The 20,233-nt window shown below is 68.8% G+C and carries 14 protein-coding genes and 1 riboswitch; of the genes, 5 read left to right on the plus strand and 9 right to left on the minus strand.

Annotated elements, in window-relative coordinates; genetic code table 11:
- Window positions 1–73 precede the first annotated feature (73 nt).
- The 6 genes from uca to ACSFA7_RS06820 all read right to left on the minus strand — a co-directional run bounded on the left by uca (window position 74) and on the right by ACSFA7_RS06820 (window position 8,188).
- Window positions 74–3,781, minus strand: a complete 3,708-nt coding sequence (gene uca / locus ACSFA7_RS06795) for an urea carboxylase (protein WP_435498657.1) — start codon at window positions 3,779–3,781, stop codon at window positions 74–76.
- Between the two features lie 96 nt (window positions 3,782–3,877).
- Window positions 3,878–4,567 (minus strand): urea amidolyase associated protein UAAP2, encoded by a 690-nt coding sequence (locus tag ACSFA7_RS06800; protein WP_435498658.1) that lies wholly within the window; start codon window positions 4,565–4,567, stop codon window positions 3,878–3,880.
- 21 nt (window positions 4,568–4,588) lie between these two features.
- Complete coding sequence (locus tag ACSFA7_RS06805; RefSeq protein ID WP_435498659.1) at window positions 4,589–5,398, minus strand: urea amidolyase associated protein UAAP1; 810 nt, start codon at window positions 5,396–5,398, stop codon at window positions 4,589–4,591.
- Window positions 5,399–5,415: 17 nt separating this feature from the next.
- Window positions 5,416–6,300 (minus strand): ABC transporter ATP-binding protein, encoded by an 885-nt coding sequence (locus ACSFA7_RS06810; protein WP_435498901.1) that lies wholly within the window; start codon window positions 6,298–6,300, stop codon window positions 5,416–5,418.
- A 9-nt stretch (window positions 6,301–6,309) separates the two neighbouring features.
- On the minus strand, window positions 6,310–7,164 hold the full coding sequence (locus ACSFA7_RS06815; RefSeq protein WP_435498660.1) for an ABC transporter permease: 855 nt from the start codon (window positions 7,162–7,164) through the stop codon (window positions 6,310–6,312).
- A gap of 10 nt (window positions 7,165–7,174) precedes the next feature.
- Complete coding sequence (locus tag ACSFA7_RS06820) at window positions 7,175–8,188, minus strand: ABC transporter substrate-binding protein (RefSeq protein WP_435498661.1); 1,014 nt, start codon at window positions 8,186–8,188, stop codon at window positions 7,175–7,177.
- Between the two features lie 58 nt (window positions 8,189–8,246).
- Window positions 8,247–8,364: riboswitch (guanidine-I (ykkC/yxkD leader) on the minus strand.
- 250 nt (window positions 8,365–8,614) lie between these two features.
- Between ACSFA7_RS06820 and ACSFA7_RS06825 the strand changes: the two genes are divergently transcribed.
- The gene (locus ACSFA7_RS06825) at window positions 8,615–8,749 is read left to right on the plus strand and encodes a hypothetical protein (RefSeq protein WP_435498662.1); all 135 of its coding nucleotides are present in this window, start codon (window positions 8,615–8,617) and stop codon (window positions 8,747–8,749) included.
- A 22-nt stretch (window positions 8,750–8,771) separates the two neighbouring features.
- Here the strand turns inward: ACSFA7_RS06825 and ACSFA7_RS06830 are convergent, their stop codons facing one another.
- The gene (locus ACSFA7_RS06830; RefSeq protein ID WP_435498663.1) at window positions 8,772–9,416 is read right to left on the minus strand and encodes a TetR/AcrR family transcriptional regulator; all 645 of its coding nucleotides are present in this window, start codon (window positions 9,414–9,416) and stop codon (window positions 8,772–8,774) included.
- A gap of 161 nt (window positions 9,417–9,577) precedes the next feature.
- Between ACSFA7_RS06830 and ACSFA7_RS06835 the strand changes: the two genes are divergently transcribed.
- Window positions 9,578–11,218, plus strand: a complete 1,641-nt coding sequence (locus ACSFA7_RS06835) for a tannase/feruloyl esterase family alpha/beta hydrolase (protein WP_435498664.1) — start codon at window positions 9,578–9,580, stop codon at window positions 11,216–11,218.
- Window positions 11,219–11,245: 27 nt separating this feature from the next.
- Here the strand turns inward: ACSFA7_RS06835 and ACSFA7_RS06840 are convergent, their stop codons facing one another.
- A complete protein-coding gene (locus ACSFA7_RS06840; protein ID WP_435498665.1) occupies window positions 11,246–12,598 on the minus strand; it encodes an LLM class flavin-dependent oxidoreductase in 1,353 nt (450 codons plus the stop codon).
- 332 nt (window positions 12,599–12,930) lie between these two features.
- Here ACSFA7_RS06840 and ACSFA7_RS06845 point away from each other — a divergent pair, with 332 nt between their 5' ends.
- The 3 genes from ACSFA7_RS06845 (at window position 12,931) to ACSFA7_RS06855 (ending at window position 19,732) form a co-directional block, all read left to right on the plus strand.
- Entirely contained in the window at window positions 12,931–15,057 is a 2,127-nt protein-coding gene (locus ACSFA7_RS06845; RefSeq protein ID WP_435498666.1) for a TonB-dependent siderophore receptor, read from the plus strand.
- A gap of 1 nt (window position 15,058) precedes the next feature.
- Window positions 15,059–17,623, plus strand: a complete 2,565-nt coding sequence (locus tag ACSFA7_RS06850) for a PepSY domain-containing protein (RefSeq protein WP_435498667.1) — start codon at window positions 15,059–15,061, stop codon at window positions 17,621–17,623.
- A 165-nt stretch (window positions 17,624–17,788) separates the two neighbouring features.
- The gene (locus ACSFA7_RS06855) at window positions 17,789–19,732 is read left to right on the plus strand and encodes a PAS domain-containing hybrid sensor histidine kinase/response regulator (protein WP_435498668.1); all 1,944 of its coding nucleotides are present in this window, start codon (window positions 17,789–17,791) and stop codon (window positions 19,730–19,732) included.
- Window positions 19,733–19,758: 26 nt separating this feature from the next.
- Here the strand turns inward: ACSFA7_RS06855 and ACSFA7_RS06860 are convergent, their stop codons facing one another.
- Window positions 19,759–20,133, minus strand: coding sequence for a response regulator (locus ACSFA7_RS06860; protein WP_435498669.1), 375 nt, complete (start codon window positions 20,131–20,133; stop codon window positions 19,759–19,761).
- Window positions 20,134–20,233 lie beyond the last annotated feature (100 nt).

Here is a 20,233-nt window from a genome sequence, read left to right on the forward strand (position 1 = left end):
GCCTCGTGAGCAGTGGAAAAGGAGGAAAGGAAGAAACGAAAGCGGAATGGATGGATGCATCAGGTCTCGTGCTTCATGCCCCTCCCCTGTCCACCACGACGGCCACCTCCTGCCCCGCGCCGACCGCCGCGCCTTCACGGCAGGCAATGCGCCAGACGCGTCCGGCGCACGGGGCCGTCACTGCGAATTCCATCTTCATGGACTCGACCACCACGAGCGTGTCGCCCTCGGCCACCGCATCGCCCTCCTCGACCAGCACCCGCCACACGCTGCCGGGCACCTGGGTGCGAACGACAGAGGCGCCGCCAGGCAGGTCTTCGGCGTCCGACGTTGCGGATGTCGAGAGCGGCGACTCGTCCACATGCTCGGCTTGGCCGAGCGCGCGCCAGCGCTCGCGCTCGCCGGCAAAGGCGCTGCGCTGGCACTCCCGAAAGGCGGCAATCTCCGTTGCATGCGCATCGAGAAAGCCGCGGTACTCGCGCATGCCGAAAGTGCCCTCTTCGATGCGCAGCGGATAGCGCCCGGCCGGCGCGTCGCGGCGGATCTGCAGCAGCTCGCTCTCGCTCACCGGATAGAAGCGGATGCGGTCGAAGAAGCGCAGCAGCCAGGGCTTGCCGGCCTCGAAATCGGCCGCGCCGCTCTGCGCGTCGCGCCAGCGGTTCCACATCTGCAGCGTGCGGCCGACGAACTGGTAGCCGCCGGGCCCCTCCATGCCGTAGACGCACATGTAGGCACCGCCGATGCCCACCGCGTTCTCGGGCGTCCAGGTGCGCGCGGGGTTGTACTTGGTCGTGACCAGCCGGTGCCGTGGATCGAGCGGCGTGGCCACCGGTGCACCCAGGTACACGTCGCCCAGCCCGAGCACCAGGTAGCTCGCATCGAAGACGATGCGCTGCACCTCCTCGATGCTGTCGAGCCCGTTGATGCGGCGGATGAACTCGATGTTGCTCGGACACCAGGGCGCATCCGGGCGCACCGACTGCATGTATTTCTCGATGGCCAGCCGCGTGGCGCTGTCGTCCCACGAGAGCGGCAGATGCACGGTGCGCGACGGCACGACGAGGTCGTCGGTGTCGCCGAGCGCGTCGTCCGCCTCAACGATCGCATCGAGCAGCGCGGTGCGCGCGAGCCGGCGCGGATCGAAGTGCACCTGCAGCGAACGGATGCCGGGCGTGAGGTCGATCACGCCATCGAGCGCGCGGGCCTGCAGCGCGGCATGCAGCGCATGGATGCGCATGCGCAGCGCGATGTCCAGTTGCAGTTCGCCCAGTTCCACCAGCACATAGCGGTCGCCGGCCTGGCGCATGACCAGCGCGGGACGGCCGGGCCCGGCGGCGCGTTCGCGCAGGATCGGCGAGCCCAGGTCGCGCGCTGTCGGCCGCGGCCCGATCGTGATGTGCTGCGCCGGCTCCGGCCCCGAGAGCGCCTGCACCCAGCGGTCCTGCTGCGCCTGCAGCCGGGCCGCCTCGTCCTGCGTGACGCAGCGAAACCGCACCGCATCGCCGGCACGCAGTTGGCCCAGCTTCCAACGCTCCGCCGCGACCACCACCGCCGGACAGACGAAGCCGCCGAGGCTGGGGCCGTCCGGCCCGAGGATCACCGGCATGTCGCCGGTGAAGTCGATGGCGCCGACGGCGTAGGCGTTGTCATGGATGTTGGAGGGATGCAGGCCCGCCTCGCCGCCGTCGCGGCGCGCCCACACGGGCTTCGGACCGATCAGGCGCACGCCGGTGCGGCTGGAGTTGTAGTGAACCTCCCAGTCGGTGGCGAAGAAGGTGTCGATGTCGCCATCGGTGAAAAAATCCGGGGCGCCGTGCGGGCCGTAGAGCACCGCGATGTCCCAGGCGCGAGGGCCGCCGGCATGGACCGGAATGGCTTGCGGCGACAGCGCGGCCACCGGTTCGTCAACCGCCTCGTCGCCCACATGCAGCATGTCCGACGCGCGCAGCGTGCGGCCCGCGTGGCCGCCGAACTGGCCCAGCGTGAAAGTGGCGCGGCTGCCCAAATAGCGCGGCACGTCGATGCCGCCGCGCACCGCCAGGTAGGCGCGGCTGCCGCCGCCTTCGGCGGGCGAAACCGCGATCGCGCCCAGCCGCAGCACGCTGCCGGCCTTGACGCGGTGCGAGGCCCAGGGCGCCAGTGCCATGCCATCGAGCACGGCCGGCATCCGCGCACCGCACAGCGCGATGACTGCATCGCTGTGAAAACGCAGCGCGGGTCCGCCCAGCGTGCATTCGAGCGCGGCGGCGCCTTCGGGATTGCCGACGAGCCGGTTGGCAAGCCGGAGCGCCAGGTCGTCCATCGGGCCCGAGGGCGGCACGCCGACGTCCCAGTAGCCGGTGCGGCCGGGCCAGTCCTGCACGGAGGTCTGCACGCCGGGCTCCAGCACCTCCATGGCGTTCGGGCGATGGTCGAAATCCGCCAGCGAGCGGGTCACGATGCGGCCCTGCACGAAGTCGTCCGTCGCCACCACTGCGCGCAAGTACCGCAGGTTGGTCTCGATGCCGGCAAGGCGCGTGCCCCGCAGGGCGGCCTGCAGCTTCGCCACGGCATCCGCGCGGTCCGTGCCGGTGACGATCAGCTTGGCGATCATCGGGTCGTAGTGCGACGGCACCTCGCTGCCCGCGCCGACCCAGGTCTCGACGCGCACATCGGGCGGAAAACGCACCTCGGTCAAAAGGCCGGCGCTGGGCTGAAAGTTGCGCGCCGGGTCCTCGGCATAGAGCCGCACCTGGATCGACGCGCCGCGCGGCACCGGCGCCGCGAGTTCGAAGTCGTCGCCGCGCGCCAGCCGCACCATCCATGCGACGAGGTCGATGCCCGTGACCTGCTCGGTCACGCCGTGCTCCACCTGCAGGCGGGTGTTGACCTCGAGAAAGTAGAAGGCGCCGCTGTCGGCATCGAGCACGAACTCCACCGTGCCGGCCGAGCGATAGCCGACGGCGCGGCCGAGCCGGCTGGCGGTTTCGAGCAGTTGCGTGCGCGTGGCCGCATCGAGCCCGGGCGCCGGTGTTTCCTCGATGACCTTCTGGTTGCGGCGCTGGGCCGAGCAGTCGCGCTCGCCGAGTGCGACCACATCGCCGCGGCCGTTGCCGAAGAGCTGCACCTCCACATGGCGTGCGCGCTCGACGAACTTCTCGAGGAACAGGCCGGCATCCTTGAAGTTCGCACGCGCGAGGCGCGCCACCGCTTCGAATGCGGACGCCAGCTCGACCTCGCTGCGGACCAGCCGCATGCCGATGCCGCCACCACCCGCCGTGCTCTTGAGCATGACCGGATAGCCGATGCGCGCGGCCTCCGCACGCGCGGCTTCCAGGTCGCCCAGCAGGCCGCTGCCCGGCAGCAGCGGCACGCCGTGCGCTTCGGCCAATGCGCGGGCCGTGTGCTTCAGGCCGAAGGCGCGCATCTGTTCGGGTGTCGGGCCGATGAAGGCGATGCCTGCGTCCTCGCAGGCCTGCGCGAAACCGGCGTTCTCGGACAGGAAACCGTAGCCGGGATGGATAGCGCCGGCGCCGGTTTCCTTCGCGACGACCAGGATGCGCTCCGCATCGAGATAGCTCTCTGCCGCCGGCGCCGGGCCGATGCAGACGGCCAGGTCGGCCTGCGCCACGTGGGCCGAATCGGCATCGGCCTCCGAGTACACGGCCACCGAGCGCAGGCCCAGCGCTCGCAGGGTGCGGATGATGCGGCAGGCGATGGCGCCGCGGTTGGCCACCAGGACGGTGTCGAAACGGGCCACGGCAGCGGCTGCGCCCGGGATGGAAACGGATGGCGAAGGCATGGGACGGATTCCGTCGTGGCAGGTCGTCCTGCCGCGGAAAACGGGCACTGCGGGTCGTCCCGCAGCGGCGCCTGGCGGCGCGGTGAAGAGGGTCGATCAGTCGGCGGTATCAGCCCGGTCCCACACGATGAATTCCACCGGCGTCGGGTTGTAGGCGTTGCACGGGTTGTTGAGCTGCGGGCAGTTGGACACCAGCATCCAGACGTCCATCTCGGCGCGCAGCTCCACGTACTTTCCGGGGCCGGAAATGCCGTCGTCGAAGCGCAGGCCGCCTTCGGGCGTGACCGGCACGTTCATGAAGAAGTTGATGTTCGGCACGAGGTCGCGCTTCCCGAGGCCGATGTCGGCTTGGATCAACGCGGTCAGGAAGTTGTCGCGGCAGGAGTGCATGAACTTCTTCTGCAGCGCATAGCGCACCGTGTTGCTCTCGGCCGCGCAGGCGCCGCCCAGCGTGTCGTGCCGGCCGCAGGTGTCGGCCACGACGGTCAGCATCGGCCGGCCTTCGCTGGACACCAGCACCGAGCCGGTGGTGAGGTAGATGCCGCCCTGGCGCAGCAGCGTGTCGCTGGCGCTGTAGTGCTCGGCGACGTCGTGGCGGTTGTAGAACAGCACGTCGGCGGCCTGGTTGCCTTCGAGGTCGACGATGCGCACGGTCTGGCCGGCGCGGATTTCTCCGAGCCAGGGTTCCCCGGCAGGCTGGCGATGGCGCAGCACGGCGCGGGCCGGATCGAGCGCGCTTTCCTGCAGGCGCTGGGCGGATGAAGGGATGGAAGCGGTGGTGGTCATGGGGCTGCAAGGGCTGAAGGTTCAGGAGATCGCGAAGACATCCGCGTTGTGCAGCGCACGCGCGCACTCGGGACGAAAGTCGCGGCAGAAGTCGTCGGCCGGTGCGGCACCGGAGCGCCAGGCGGCGATGCCCACCTTGCCCGGCGCGTAGCCCAGGCGCGGATCGAGCGGATGCGGCGCGGTAGACACGGCAACGATCACATCCATCTCGCAGCGCAGCTCGACCGCATGGCCCTCGACACGCTGGCCGGCGTTGAAGCCGAAGTGGCCCTCGGCATCGACCGCGACCTGGCTGAACAGGTTGACGGGCGTGATGAGGTCGCGCGCGGACATGCCGTGCTTGCCGATCTCGATCAAGAGGCCGTCGCGGCCCGCGCGGTACATCGCGTTGCGGTGCGTCTCGTAGCGCTGCTCGCCGTGCTTCTCGCGCAGCCGCGCGGCATCGAGCAGGCCGCCGAAGGGGTCGTGCCAACCCAGGGTGTCGTGCGTGATCGAAGCCATGGCACGGCCCATGTCGCTCATCAGCACATGGCCGCGCGTGAAGTGCGCGGTGTGCAGCGCCTTGCAGGTGTCGGGCATGCTGTAGCGCTCGAGCTTGTCGTGCGCTGCATAGAGCAGCACCGAACAGTTGGCGCGCTCACCCATCGCCACGAAGCGCAGCGCGGTGCCGCGCGAGACGCGCCAGCTCCAGTGGCTGCCGCCGGGCAGCACTTCGCTCCACAGCACACGGTCGGCAGGCAGCTTGGCGGCGAAGCTGCGCCAGTGGGGCACGGCGTCGACGGGGGCGTGCGCCGTCGGATCGGGCGCGGCAGTGTTGTCGATATCGGTCATCGGGGTCTCCGTTTCATTCATGAAGAAAGGCCGCCCGGCTCGGGCGCGAGGTCGGTGGAGGCGGCATGCGAGAGCTTTTCGAGCAACTCGAAATCGGTCTGCATGCCCGAGGTCGCGCGGATGCGCGTGAGCACCTCGCGCTTGAGGGCCAGGAACTCAGGCGCGAGCTTCATGTCCTGCGTGCGCGCGTCGGGCAGCGGCACCGGGTAGACGGTGTCGATGCGCCCCGGCCGCGGCGCCATCAGCACCACGCGCTGGCCGAGGTAGATCGCCTCCTCCACGTCGTGCGTGACGAAGACGATGGTGCTGCGCTCCAGCCGGTGCACATGCAGGATCAGGTCGTGCATCACCTCGCGGGTCTGCGCGTCGAGGGCGCCGAAGGGCTCGTCCATCAGCAGGATCTGCGGCCGGCCCATCAGCGCCCGCGCGATGGCCACGCGCTGCTGCATGCCGCCCGAGAGCTGGCCGGGGTAGGCGTTCTCGACGTGGCACAGGCCCATGAGACGCAGCAGCGCATCGGCGCGGCCGGAGGCGGCTTCCACGTCGGCGCTGGTGCGCTCGCGGGTATGCACCTGCAGCCGGCGGCAGAACTTGATGTTCTCGATCACCGTGAGCCAGGGGTAGAGGCTGTAGTGCTGGAACACCATGGCGCGTTGCGGACCGGGGCCTTCGATCGGCGCGCCGTCGCACAGCATCTCGCCGGCGCTGTGCGGCTCCAGCCCGGCCAGGGCGCGCAGCAGCGTGGACTTGCCGCAGCCCGAGGCGCCCACGAGCGTGACGAACTCGTTGTCGGCGATGTCCAGGTGCGCGTTCTGCAGCGCGGCGGGGCCGGTGGTGTCGGTGCCGAAGAACTTCCATGCGCCGCGAACGCGCAGCTTGGGCAACTTGGGTGTGACTTGCATGTCCATGGCTCAGCGCCTCGCGTGCAGGTAGGGAAAGGCGCGCCGGTGCGCCCAGCGCATCGACTGGTCGATCGCGAGGCCGATGAGCCCGATCAGCAGGATGCCGGCGAAGATCTTGTCGGTCTGCAGGAAGCGCTGGGCCTTCAGGATCGAGAAGCCCAGCCCCGAACTCGCAGCCACCAGCTCGGCCACCACGAGGTAGGTCCAGGCCCAGCCCATGGTGACGCGCAAGGTGTCGAGCAGCGCGGGCTTGGCGGCGGGAACGATGACGAGCGCGATCACTTCCGCGCGGCTCGCGCCCATGGTCTGCGCGGCCTCGATCTGCGCCATGGGCACGCGCCGCACGTCCTCGGCCACCATCAGCACCATCTGGAAGAAGGTGCCGATGAAGATGATCGCGATCTTGGCGCCTTCGTCGATGCCCACCCACACCATCACCAGCGGAATGAAGGCCACCGCCGGCATGTAGCGGATGAAATCGGTCAGCGGCTCCAGCAGCGCCTGCATGCTGCGGAAGCTGCCGATCGCCAGGCCCAGCGGCAGCGCAAGCAGCGCCGACAGCGCCCAGCCCGCCACCACGCGCAGGGTGCTGATGCCGATGTCGCCCAGGAGGGCATCATCGACGTACCAGCCGTGCAGTCGTTGAAGCACCTGCCAGGGGCCAGGCATGAAGACGGGCTCGACCCAGCCGCTGGCCGCGAGCAGGCCCCAGGCCAGCAGCGGCAACAAGAGGCCCAGGCCCACCAGCACGGCGGTGCGGCGCATCGGGATGGCGCTGCGCACGCCCCACCAGGGCTGGCGCAACGCGCGCAGGGTCGGCGGCAACGGTGGTGCCTCCGGCAAGGGGCCGGGGTTCTGGCTCATCTCGACCGCCTTACTTGAGCGCGTCGGCCAGCAGGCTGGCGTCCACGCCGCGCGCCGCATCGGGCTTGCCGTCGATCAGCTTGTGTTCGAGCAGGAAGGCCGCGATGGTGGGCGTCACCGCCTGCAGCGAAGCGCCCTGCCCTGCATCGAGTGCGAGCTTGTTGGTGGCGGCGTCGAAGAAGCGGGTGCCCGGCAGGAAGACCTTGTAGTCGGCCGGCTTCATGCTGACCACCTTGGCCATGATCGCGGCCGCTTCTTCCGGGTGCTCGCGGATGAATCGCTCGGTGTCGAACCAGGCGCGGATCATGCCGACCAAGTCCTTGCGCTTGCCCTGGATGGCCTTGTCCTGTGCCACCAGCAGGTCGGGCACCAGGCCCGGCATGTCCTTCGAGGTGAACAGCGCACGACCTTTGCCGCTGCGCGTGATCTGGTCGATCCACGGGTTCCACACGACGGCCGCATCGACGCGGCCGGTCATGAAGGCGGCCGCCGCGTCACCCGCGGACAGGTTGGTGATCTTGACGTCGGAGGCCTTCAAGCCATTCTTCGCCAGCGCCGTGACCAGCACGAAATGCGAGACGCTGTACTGCTCCAGCGCCACGGTCTTGCCCTTGAGGTCGGCGAAGGACTTGATCTTCGCGCTCACCACCAGCGCATCGTTGCCGGCCGAGTTGTCGTTGACCAGCACGGCCTTCAGCGGCAGTCCCTTGGCCAGCGGCCCGAGCGTGTCAGACCAGGTCTGCGAATTGGCGTCGAGCTGGCCCGAAGAGAGCGCGGCGATGGAGTCGGTGTAGTTGGCAAACCAGACGAGCTTGACGTCCGCGCCCTGCTTCTTGAAGAAGCCTTTCTGCTCGGCCACGTACCAGGCCACCCAGCCCGGCCAGTCGGACACGCCGACCTTGACCTCGGCCATTGCAGGCCGCGATGCGCCCAGGCCACCCGCGAGCAGCAAGGCCCCCAGGAAGCCCGCGCAAGCGCGCCGATACCAACGCCGTGAAAGGCGTGCAAAAGAGATTCCAGACATGTTTCGGCTCCAAAAAGCGAATAGCAAAAGGCTGGGAAGCCACCTCGCAACGAAGTGAACCTCCCGGGCTTTTGTCCCGCCGTGGAGCCTGGACGCGGTCGTGCGCGCCTGAGGCCGGTTGCTCTCGGACCAGACATTGCACCGCGCGTGCAACCGGAACCCTAGCGACCCTTCGGTGAGCGACTGAACGTCGCTTCCCTGCCCTCTTCCACGCAAACGCCGTGCCAGGCATTTGCGCTGTTTTCACGTGTCGGCGCACTGTGGAACGCAAGGCATCGGTGCGCCTGCCGATTCACCGCACCCATCCAGTGCAACCTTTGGCAACTTTCTGGTGCTGCCCCGGCAAGGCTCGACGGCATGCGGCTTGCAAGCAAGCCGCATGTTCGATGTTCGGAATGCGTTGTGCCTGCCTTGAAGGAAAAACTTATGCCTGAATTCACCTTGCTGCGTCCGCTCTGGCGCGCATTCGCCGCTGCGCTCAGGGATGGGTTGCTGGCTCGCGCCGATGCGCGTGCGTGCTGGCACGCGCAGTCCACGGGCCGGTCCGGCAGGAAGACCTAGCGTGCCCTGCGGCCGCGGTTCCTCAGGATGACTTGCCCGGCCGCTTGCCCCGCGCCGTTTTCTTCGGCGCGACTTCCAGCCCCGAGATCCCGTTCACGAACAGCTGCGTCGCGATCGGCACCATCTCCTCGTAGGTGAACCGTCCGCCGGGCTTGAACCAGGTGAACATCCAGTTGAGCATGCCGAAGAGGAACATCGTCAGCAGCTTGTGAAGCTGCGCGTCATGCAGGTCGGGGCGCGTCGCGGCGATGGCATCCGCAAACACCCGCACCACCGTGCGTTCCTTGTCGAGCACGCGGGCCTGCGCTTCCGGGGCGAGGAATCGCACGTCTTCGGTGAGCACGCGATGCTCGCTCTGCGCCCCCGCGTACTCGAGCATGAACGCCTCGATCAGCTCGGGCAGCCTTTGCTCCGGCGCGAGGTCCAGCGCTTCCACCCCCGTCACGATGTCGACCAGCCGCGAGACATGGCCGTCCGCGATGTGCAGCAGCACCTCGGCCTTGTCCTTGAAGTGGTGGTAGAGGCCGGGCTTGGACAGGTGGCTGGCTTCGGCGATCTCGTTCATCGACGTCGCCGCGTAGCCCCTGCGGGCGAACAACTCTGCGGCGCTCTTGGCGATCAGGCTGCGCTGGTCGCCCGCGCGAGGAGAAAGGGATTCAGCGGTCATGGGTCGGGATGATGGGGCCTGCACGAAGCGGCGGGTCCGGCGATCTTAGGGGTTAGTCCCGAGCCGCAGCCGCTTGCCCGTGTTCGCATCCCTGCGTTACGCTCGCTCCGCCCACAAGCCGACCGACCGGTCGGTTCAAAACTCAAATACTGGAGACAACCATGCGTGACGAAAAGTGTGTGCCCCGTGCCCTGCTGCCCAAGGGCTTGCTGCTGGCGCTGGGCCTGGCCCTGCAAGCCTGCGGAGGTGGTGGCGGCGGTGGCGGCAGCTTCTTGCCGATCGTTCCCGCGCCCGCCCCTGCGCCGGCGCCCCCCGCACCTCCGCCCGCGGGACCCACCGCCGAGCAACTCAAGGCCACCTGCAACACGCTCAAGGGACAGGTCATCGAAGGCGTGACCGTCACCGGCACCGCGCGCTTCGAGGCCAAGGCGCCGATCTACCCGTCGGGCTTCTGCCAGGTGCTCGGCACGCGCGCCCCCTTCCTCGACATCGAGATCGACGTGCCCGACAACTGGACCGGCCGCTACTGGCAGCAAGGCGGCGGCGGCTTCGACGGTCGCATCGCCTCCGCGGTGACCAAGGACGTGGGCGGTGCGGTAACGGCCGTCGACCCCACGCTCGCGCTCAAGGGCGCGGTGTACGCGGCATCGAACGGCGGCAACCGCGCGAGCGTTCCCGCGGAGGCCGCCCCCGCCGTGTGGGCGAGCGGCACGCCCGAGGGCCAGCAGTCGGCGACCGACTACGCGTATGCCGCGGTGGGCACCACGGTGCGCTTCGGCAAGGCCGTCGCGAAGACCTTCTTCGGCAAGGCGCCGGGCCACAGCTATTTCAACGGATGCTCCAACGGCGGGCGCAACGCCTACATCGCCGCGCAGCGCTGGCCCCAGGAGTTCGACGGCATCGTCGCGGGCTGCGAGACCATGGACATGGCCGGCCAGACCGGCGCCTGGCTGCGCGCGGCATCGCTGACCGGCACGCCCGCGGCACTGAGTCCGGCCCAGACCGGCGCAGCCTATGCCGCCGCGCTGTCGGCATGCGATGCGCTCGACGGCGCCACCGACAACCTGATCGGCAATCCGCAGGCCTGCACCTTCGATCCGGCGGTCCTGCAGTGCGGAATGCCCGGTGCGAGTTCCGACCCCGCGATCTGCCTGAGCGCGGCGCAAGCGGGCACGCTGAAATCCTTCCTCTCGGAGTTGAAGCTCACGAACGGCAGCACCGTGCTCTCCGGCTACTCATGGGGCAACGGCCTGGGCCTCGGTTGGGGCGGTCTCGGCGGCGGCTTTGCGCTGCTCGCGAGCGGCGACCCGGCCTGGCTCACGCCCGCCAAGCAGGCGGGCTTCCAGTTGGACACCGACTACTACATGCTCGGCGCGGGCCTTGCGCGCATCGGCGCCGACCATGACAAGGCCGCCATTGCCAGCTTCGTGGCCTCGGGCCGCAAGCTCATCTCGTGGCACGCCGGCAGCGATGCGCTGCTCTCCCCGAACGACCACTACCGCAACTGGACGACGATGACCGGCATCGCAAGGTCGATGGGCCTTGCCGACCCGAACAGCGCCACGCGATTCTTCATCGTCCCCGGCGGCGGACACGGCGCCGGCGGCAGCTTGAAGGAAGTGGATTGGGCGTCCGCCATCATGGGCTGGGTGGAAAACGGCGAGGCCCCCACGCAGATGACCTACAACTTCACCAGCGCCGGGACGGCCCGCAGCATGCCGGCCTGCCAGTACCCCAAGTACCCGAAGTACAACGGGTCCGGCGATGTGAATGCGGCCTCGAGCTACAGCTGCAATACGTGACGGTTTCGCCGCCGCGCCTGCAGCCCGCTACGCGACCTTGCGGCCCTTGACCGAGAACTGATTGACCGGCCGCTCCAGCCCGAGGTTTTCGCGCAAGGTCCGGCCTTCGTACGCCGTGCGAAACAGCCCGCGGCGCTGGAGCTCGGGGATCACCAGGTCGACGAATTCGTCGAGCGATTCCGGCAGCACCGGCGGCATGACATTGAAGCCGTCGGCCGCGCCGTTCTCGAACCATTCCTGCATCCGGTCCGCGATGGTTTGCGGCGTGCCGACCACCACCCAGTGGCCGCGCGCGCCGGCCAGGTATTCATAGAGCTGCCGCACGGTGAGCTTGTCGCGCCGGGCCAGTTCCAGCACCACGTGCGCGCGGCTGTTGCGTCCCGGTGGCGGTTCCGGAATGTAGGGCGGCGGCGCGTCCAGGTCCCAGGTCGACAGGTCTTCGCCGGGCCAGAACGTGTGCAGCGTGTTGAGCCCGACGGACGGGTGGATCAGCTGCTGCAGCCTAGTCCACTTGGCATCGGCCTCTTCCTGCGTCCGGCCGATCACCGGCGAGATGCCGGGCAGCACCAGCAGTTGCTCGGGACGGCGGCCGTATCTGGCAAGCCGCCCTTTCACGTCGCGGTAGAACGCCTGCGCTTCGGCCAGGCTGGTCCATGCGGTGAAGATCGCCTCGGCCGACGCGGCCGCGAGTTCGCGCCCGGGCTCCGACGATCCCGCCTGCACGATCACCGGGTAGCCCTGCGGCGGTCGCTCCAGGTTGAGCGGACCCGAGACCTTGAAGTACTTGCCCGAATGGTTCAGGGCATGCAGCTTGGCCGGGTCGAAGTACTTGCCCGAGACGGGGTCGCGATGGAATGCGTCGTCCTCGAAGCTGTCCCACAGGCCCTTGGCCACGTCGATGAACTCGTGCGCCTGCTCGTAGCGGGAGACCGGATCGGGGTGTTTGTCGAGGCCGAAGTTGCCGTGGACGTTGTCCGCGCTGGTGGTCACCACGTTCCAGGCCGCGCGGCCCTTGCTCAGGTGGTCCAGCGACGCGAACTTGCGGGCCAGGAGAAAAGGATCTTCGTAGGTGGTGGACGCCGTCGCCACGAAGCCGATGTGCCGCGTCACCGCGGACAGGGCCGACCACAACGTGACCGGCTCGAAGTAGGACACCCTGCCCTGCCGGCTGAAGGCCTCGTCGTCGCCGTGGAAGGCGATGCCGGGGCTGTCGGCCACGAACACCTGGTAGAACAGGCCGCGCTCGGCGGTTTTCGCGACTTCGATGTAGTGGTCGATGTTGACGCCCGAGTCGACCTGGGAACCCGGGTGGCGCCATGCGGCCACGTGGTGGCCGGTGGCCATGATGAAGGCGCCGAGGCGCAGCTTGCGTTGACTCATGAGATCCGTTGCTGGCGAAGACGCTGGACCTTAGATCGCCATGGCAACGGCGCCAAAGAAGAAATTCGCGCTTCGTTATTTGGCGCGATTTGCTGCGCAGCGCGCATCGGTGCGGTGTCTCCCGCAGTTCTGCGCTGCGGCGTCGGCCGAACTCGGCCGCGAGGCCGACCATCCGAGCGAGCTCTTGCACCCGAACGTGCCGCTTGCGAGAGGCATTGAAATTGCTCTGGCATTCTGGCGAGAACGATTCTCATCCTCACGCCCTGCGATAAACTCCATCTGAATACTCTTTGAGTACTGCGCGCTTCACGCAACGCTGACTTCCCTCCTCCATGCACAAGCTTCTTCTGGCAACGCCACTCGCGTTCGCGGGCGCCTTTTCCCACGTCTCGTACGCACAAACGACCGACGCCACCACCTCCGAATCGCGCGGTCAGCTCGATACGGTCACCGTGGAGGGCGGCGCGACCAGCGGCTTCGTCGCGAACACCGTGGAGGCCGGCACATTCCGCGGCGCCAACATCCTGGAGGTCCCCGCAACCGTCAACACGGTCACGCGCGACGTGTTCGAGCTCCAGGGCGCAACAGGCATCTACGACGTGTTGCGCAACACGGCCGGCGTGACGCGCCAGCAGAACGGCGGCGACACCTTCGACCAGCTCGTGATCCGCGGCATCGCCGTGGAGAACCGGACGAACTACCGGCTCAATGGCTCGCTCGCCATTCCCAACGTCTCCGAGATCCCCATGGAGAACAAGGAGCGCGTCGAGGTGCTGAAGGGCGCATCGGCGCTCTACTACGGCTTCACCACGCCGGCCGGCATCATCAACCTGGTGACCAAGCGCGCCGGCAGCACGCCGGTGAGTTCGGTCGGGCTCACGGTCGACGACAAGGGTTCGCTGCAGGCCTCCACCGACATCGGACGGCAGTTCGGCGACCAGAACCAGTTCGGACTGCGCATCAACGCAGCCGGCGGCCGCGTCGGTTCCAACATCGACGACGTCGATGGCAACCGCAGGTTCGTGTCCGCGGCGTTCGACTGGCGCGTCAACAGCCGCCTCACCCTCAAGGCCGACGTCGAGAACTACCGCAAGCGCATCACCGAGCAGGCCGGCATCACGCGGCCCGCGGCCGTCAGGGGCGTGATCACCCTGCCCGCCCTGCCCGATCCGGACAAGCTGCTGGGCCCCGCCTGGGCCGTCTTCGACGCCGAGGTCACCAACACCCAGCTGCGCGCCGACTATTCGCTCAGCAACAACTGGGCGCTGACGGTGGAAGCCGGCCACTCCGAGGCCGAGCGCGATCGGCGGCTCGCCAGCTTCGGCAACTACAACGTGCAGACCGGCCTGGGCCGCATCACCGGCAACGACCAGAGCCTGAAGCAGACCTCCGACCTCTTCCGCACGGAGCTGTTCGGCACCTTCTCGACCGGCAGCGTGCAGCACGAGCTCACCCTCGGCGCCGCGCAGAGCAAGAAGACACAGGATCCGATCTTCCAGCGCAACTACGGCGGCGCGAGCACCGCGCAGAACCTGTACAACCCGGTCGTCATCGGCTACCTGCCGCTGACCGCGCTTCCGACCCGCCCCACCACCGGGGCGCAGGACAGCAAGGAACTGGGCCTCTACGCGCTGGACCGGATCACTTTCTCGCCGCAGTGGCAACTGGTGGTCGGCGTGCGCCGCACACACTTCGAGAGCACGCAGGGCGCCAGCGCGACGATCCCGCTGATCGCCTTCGACGTGCGCAAGACCACGCCGCTCGCGGCACTGAGCTACAAGTTCACGCCGGACCTCGTGGGTTACGTGTCGTATGCGCAAGGCGTCGAGGAAGGCGAGATCGCGCCTGCGGGCACCGCCAATCAGAACGCCCACATGCCGCCCGGCATCAGCAAGCAGAAGGAAATCGGCCTGCGCTGGCTCACCGGCGGCGGCATGCTGCTGTCCGGCGCGCTTTTCGACATCGAGCGCCCGGGCGCCTACACCAACAGCGCCAACACCTTCGTGGCCGACGGGCGGCAGCGCTACCGCGGCCTCGAGCTCTCGGCACAGGGCCGCCTGACCCGCGCCCTCGCCTGGCAACTCTCGGCCCAGTCGCTCGATGCCGAATTCCGCGACATCAATGCGCAGTACAACGGGAAGCTGCCCGAGAACACCGCCAAGCAGACGGCCAGCGCCTTCCTCTCGTACGACATCGCGGCCGTGCCCGGCCTGTCGGTCAACGGCGGGGCCTACTACACGGGGCGGCGCCCGGTGGACGACCTGAACCAGGCGTTCATCGGCGGCAACACCCTCTTCGGCCTGGGCGCGCGCTACGTCACGCAGCTGTTCGGCAAGCGCACGCTGTGGCAGATCAACATCGACAACGTCGGCGACAAGCGCTACTGGGCCGCGGCCGGCACGCGGCTGGCCGTCGGCACGCCGCGCTCGGTCAAGGCAACGCTGAAGATCGATCTCTGACATGGCACTCCTGCGGCGCATCTGGTTCCAGATCCACTGGTTCATCGGCATCACGGCCGGGTCCGTGCTCGTGGTGATCGGGCTGACCGGCGCCACGCTGTCCTTCCGCGCCGAAATCGTCGACGCGATCAATCCCGAGCTGCGCCACGTGGCCAATCCGCAGGGCGCGGCGGCGCTGCTTCCCGTGGCGCTGGCAGAGCGCATACAGGCGGCGCATCCGGCGGAGCGGATCGTCGCGCTCACCGTGTATGCCGAACCCGGCCGGCCGGCGCGCGTCAATTTCGCGCCGCCCGAAGGCCAGCGCCAGGGCGAGGCGCGGCTGGTCGATCCCTGGACCGCCGAACTGCTGCCCGAACCGAAGGGCGACGCCTTCTTCGAGTTCGTCGAGCGCCTGCACCGGTGGCTGCTGCTGCCCCGGGATACCGGCAAGCCCGTCACCGGCACACTGGCCACGGGCCTGCTGATCCTGGCGCTGTCGGGCCTCTACCTGCGCTGGCCGCGGCGGCCGCTCGCCTGGCGGGCCTGGCTGAAGCTGGACTTCGCGCTCACCGGCCGCGCCTTCCTCTGGAACCTGCACGCGGTTGTCGGCACCGTGGCGCTGCTGGCGTACCTGGCCTCCAGCCTGACGGGCCTCTACTGGGGTTTCGATGCGCTGCGAACGGTGATCGACAACGCCGCGGGCGAAGGACGTGCGGTTCGCGCACAACGCATGCAAACCGGCGCTGCGCCCGTCAAGAAGGCCGCGGCGCCCAGGCCCGACCTGCAGCGCGTGTGGCAATCCTTCCTGCAGGAAACCCATGGCGACTGGAGTCTGGTCACGTTCCGCATGCCGGGGCGCAATGCAACGCAGATCGAGGCGACCTACCTGCGCACCAACCCCGAGCACGAGCGCGCACGCAACCGCCTCTATCTCGATGCCGCCACCGGTGAAGCCTCGCGGCACGAGCGCTACGCCGACAAGCCGTTGGCGGGCCGCCTGCTCAACAGCGTCTACCCGCTGCACATGGGAACCTACTGGGGCCTGCCGGGCCGCATCGTGATGACGCTCAGCAGCCTGGGGTTGTCGCTGTTCGCCATCACCGGATGGATGCTCTACCTCGGTCGCCGCCGCACCAAGCGGGCCGTGCGCGACGAACGCGCCCGGCTGAGCCCCGCCCTGCCACCGGCCGGCGGCGGCACCGAACCCGTGCTGCTGACCTTCGCGACCCAAACCGGCCACGCCGAGCGCATTGCGCTGCAGACGGCGGCGGTGCTGCAATCGGCCGGCGTGGCGGTGGTGCTGCAGCCGCTGGTGCGCCTGAGCGTCGATGCGCTGCAGCGCTACCGCAAGGTGCTGCTGGTGGCCAGCACCTTCGGCGACGGCGATCCGCCGGACAGCCTGCGCGCCTTTGCGCGCCAGTTCGCGCGGCAGACCGGTTCCGGCCTGCAGGACGTGCGCTACGGCCTGCTCGCCCTGGGCGACCGGCACTACGCCAACTTCTGCGGCTTCGGCCGCACGCTCGACCACGACCTGCGCGGCCATGGCGCGCAGGCGCTGTTCCCGATGATCGAGGTGAGCAACGGCGATGTTGGCGCCCTCGCCCGCTGGCGACAGTCGCTGGCCGAAACCTTCGACGTGCAGGCCGACACCTGGCGGACGCACGAGACGAAAGAAGAATCCTTCGAGCCGTGGCGCCTCGTGCGCCGCACCTTGCTCAACGACGGCAGCCAGGGCGATCCGCTGTTCGAGATCGAACTGGCCCGCTCCGATGCAGCCGCCTGGGCGCCCGGCGCACTCGTCGAACTGCTGCCGCGCCAGGCCGCGTCTTCCGTCGAGCGGTTCCTGCGCGACAGCGGGCTCGACGGGCGAGCGCCGGTGCGTTTCGACGGCCATGAGCGCACGCTCGAAGAGGCGCTGGCCCGCAGCACGCTGCCGCCCGTGGCCCCGGCCAGCACCGCGCAAGCGCTGGCGGACACGCTGCGGCCCCTGGCGCCGCGCAGCTATTCGGTGGCATCGATCACGCCCGACGGGTGCGTGCAACTGCTGGTGCGCCAGGCTCGCCACGACGACGGGCTGGGCGTGGCCTCGGGCTGGCTGACCGCCTCGGCGCCGGCTGACGCCGCCATCGAATTGCGCCTGCTGCCCAACCCCGGTTTCGCGCTGGTCGACGACCAGGCGCCGTGCATCTTCATCGGCAACGGCTCCGGCTTTGCGGGCCTTCGCGCGCATCTGCGCGAGCGCGTGCGGCGCGGGCACGGGCGCAACTGGCTGGTGTACGGCGAGCGGAACGCCGCGCACGATGCCTTCTGCGCCGCCGACATCGCGCAATGGCGAGTGGCGGGCATGCTGGAGCGCGCCGACCTGGTGTTCTCCCGCGACCAGCCGCAGCGCTGCTACGTGCAGGACCGGTTGCGCGAGTCTGCCGACACGCTGCGGCAATGGGTGGCCGAAGGAGCCGTGGTCTATGTCTGCGGCAGCCTCGAAGGCATGGCCCCGGGTGTCGATTCGGCGCTGCGCGACGCGCTGGGTGCGGCTGTCTTCGACGACCTGGTCGCGCAGGGCCGTTATCGCCGCGACGTCTATTGAACGGTGGCAAGCGGCGCCCGAACCGGCGCCGCACCCCCGAACAGCGCGTCGTGCTGCCCGCGCCTGCGGCTTTGTCCGACACATGGGCGCAACAAAAAGCAATAACGTCTCGCACCACGCCGGCTGCTTGCCGCGCACGGCTTTCCAGAACGAGATCGACAACACATGGCAGATGGCCGCGCACCAGTCACGAACGAGGAATCTGCCCCCGATCTCAGCGCGCCCCTGAATCTCGGGCTGGTCACCAACGTCGACTACCGCCTGATGGTCGATTCCATCGCGGACTACGCGATCATCTTCCTGGACCCCGGCGGCATCGTGCTCAGCTGGAACAAGGGCGCAAGGCACCTGAAGGGCTACGAACCCCGGGAGGCGATCGGGCGTCACTTCTCGATCTTCTCTCCGCCCGAGCTGCTGGAGAAGAACTGGCCGCAGCACGAACTCGAGGTGGCCGCCCGGACCGGGCAGTTCCAGGAAGAGGGTTGGCGGCTTCGCAAGGATGGAAGCCGCTTCTGGGCCAGCGTGGTGATCACCCGCCTGCTGGGCCCCCACGGCGAGCTGCGCGGCTTCTCCAAGATCACCCGCGACCTGTCCGACCGCCGCAAACAGGACGAGCTGCTGCGCGCCAGTGAAGAACGCTTCCGGCTGATGGTGGACGGCGTGAAGGACTATGCGATCTTCATGCTCGACCCCGGCGGCTTCATCGTGAGCTGGAATACCGGCGCGAAAGCCAACAAGGGCTACGAGGCGCACGAGATCATCGGCAAGCACTTCTCGGTGTTCTACCCGGCCGAAGTGGCGGCCACTGGCTTTCCCGACCAGGAGCTGAAGACGGCGCGCGAAGTCGGCCGCTTCGAGGACGAAGGCTGGCGCGTGCGCAAGGACGGCAGCCGTTTCTGGGCAAGCGTGATCATCACCGCGCTCTTCGACGAGACCGGCCGCCACCGCGGCTTCGCCAAGGTCACGCGCGACCTGACCGACCGCCGGCGCATCTCCACGCTCGAAGACGAGGGGCGCCGCATCACCACCTTCCTGGCCATGCTCGGCCACGAACTGCGCAACCCGCTCACGCCGATCTCCAACGCGGTGGCCATCATGGAGCGCCTGGGCCCGGCCGCCGATGCGGCGACGATGGCCCGCATGAGCAACATCATCGGCCGCCAGCTCAAGCAGATCACCCGGCTCGTCGACGACCTGCTCGACGTCGGGCGCATCACGAGCGGCAAGATCCACCTCGAATCGAAGCCGGTGAAGCTCACCGGCGTGATCGAGGAATCGCTGGAGATGATGCGGCCCGCCGCCGACGCCAAGCGCCACGCGCTGGTCTTCCCCGGTCCGTCCGGCGAACCGTGGATCACCGGCGACCGCGCCCGCATGATCCAGGTGGTCTGCAACCTGCTGAACAACGCCATCAAGTTCACGCCCGAGGGCGGCCGCGTCGAGGTGCGGTTGCGCGAGGTCGGCGACAACGCGGAGATCAGCGTCAGCGACAACGGCCCCGGCATCCCGCCGCCATCGTTGCCGCAGATCTTCGAGCTGTTCGCGCAGGGCGAGCAGGAGATCTCCCGGCCGCAGGGCGGCCTGGGCCTGGGCCTCACGCTGGTGCAACAGCTGGTGACGCTGCACGGCGGCGACGTCAGCGCCTTCAGCAGGGGCACGCCCGGCGACGGCGCCGAATTCGTCATCCGCCTGCCGCGCGCGGCCGCGCCGCTGGAAAGGAAAAAGAGCAACGGCGCGGATGCCGGGAAGATCGTGCTCGTGGTCGACGACAACCGCGATGCAGCGGAAACGATGTGCCTGCTGGTGGAGAGCCTGGGCTATGCAACGCGCACGGCCGCCGACGGCCCCTCGGCGCTCGAGGCGATCAAGGTCGAGCAGCCGGACCTGGTCCTGCTGGACATCGGCCTGCCGGGCTTCAGCGGCGTGGAGGTGGCGCAGCGGGTGCGCCGCGAGGTCGCCCATCCACCCGCCCTGGTCGCCGTCACCGGCTATGGCCAGGCCTCGGACCGGGATGCGAGCATGGCCGCGGGCTTCTACGCGCACCTGACCAAGCCGGTCGATGCGCAGCACCTCGAGGGCCTGCTCGAACGCCTGCTCGGCAAGCCCTGAAAAGAAAAAAGAGAGACAAGGCGCGCTCAAGGCGCACCGGCGGCGCAGAACGCCAGGAACTCGTTGATCTCCGCCGCCTTGTCGAACACCGCGTCGGCACCCAGGCGGATGCACTCGGCGCGGTTGTCCGCGGAGGCCGCGTTCGTCAGCGCCACCACGATGCCGCCCGTTCGGCCGAGCGCGGACAGCGCATGCAGCACGCCCAGCCCGGTGCCCTTCTTGAGCAACAGGTCCACCACCAGCAATTGCCAGCCCTGCGGATTCGCGGTGAGCCAGGCCACCGCTTCGGCCTCGGAGGGCGCGGTGCCGACCACCTGCGCGCGCAGATAGCCTTCGAGCACGACCCGCAGGCTTTCCTCCACCGCCGGCTCGTCTTCCACGATGAATACAGCGATTGTCATGAGCCGCACGGTCGCTCGTGCGAGCGGCTGCGGGTGTAGGCATACAGCGCATCCGCATGGTGGCGCAACGGGAACTTGTCCGACCCGCTGGATTGCGGGT

It is taken from the genome of Variovorax trehalosi (genome assembly GCF_051216415.1).
Taxonomy (GTDB): Bacteria; Pseudomonadota; Gammaproteobacteria; order Burkholderiales; family Burkholderiaceae_C; genus Variovorax.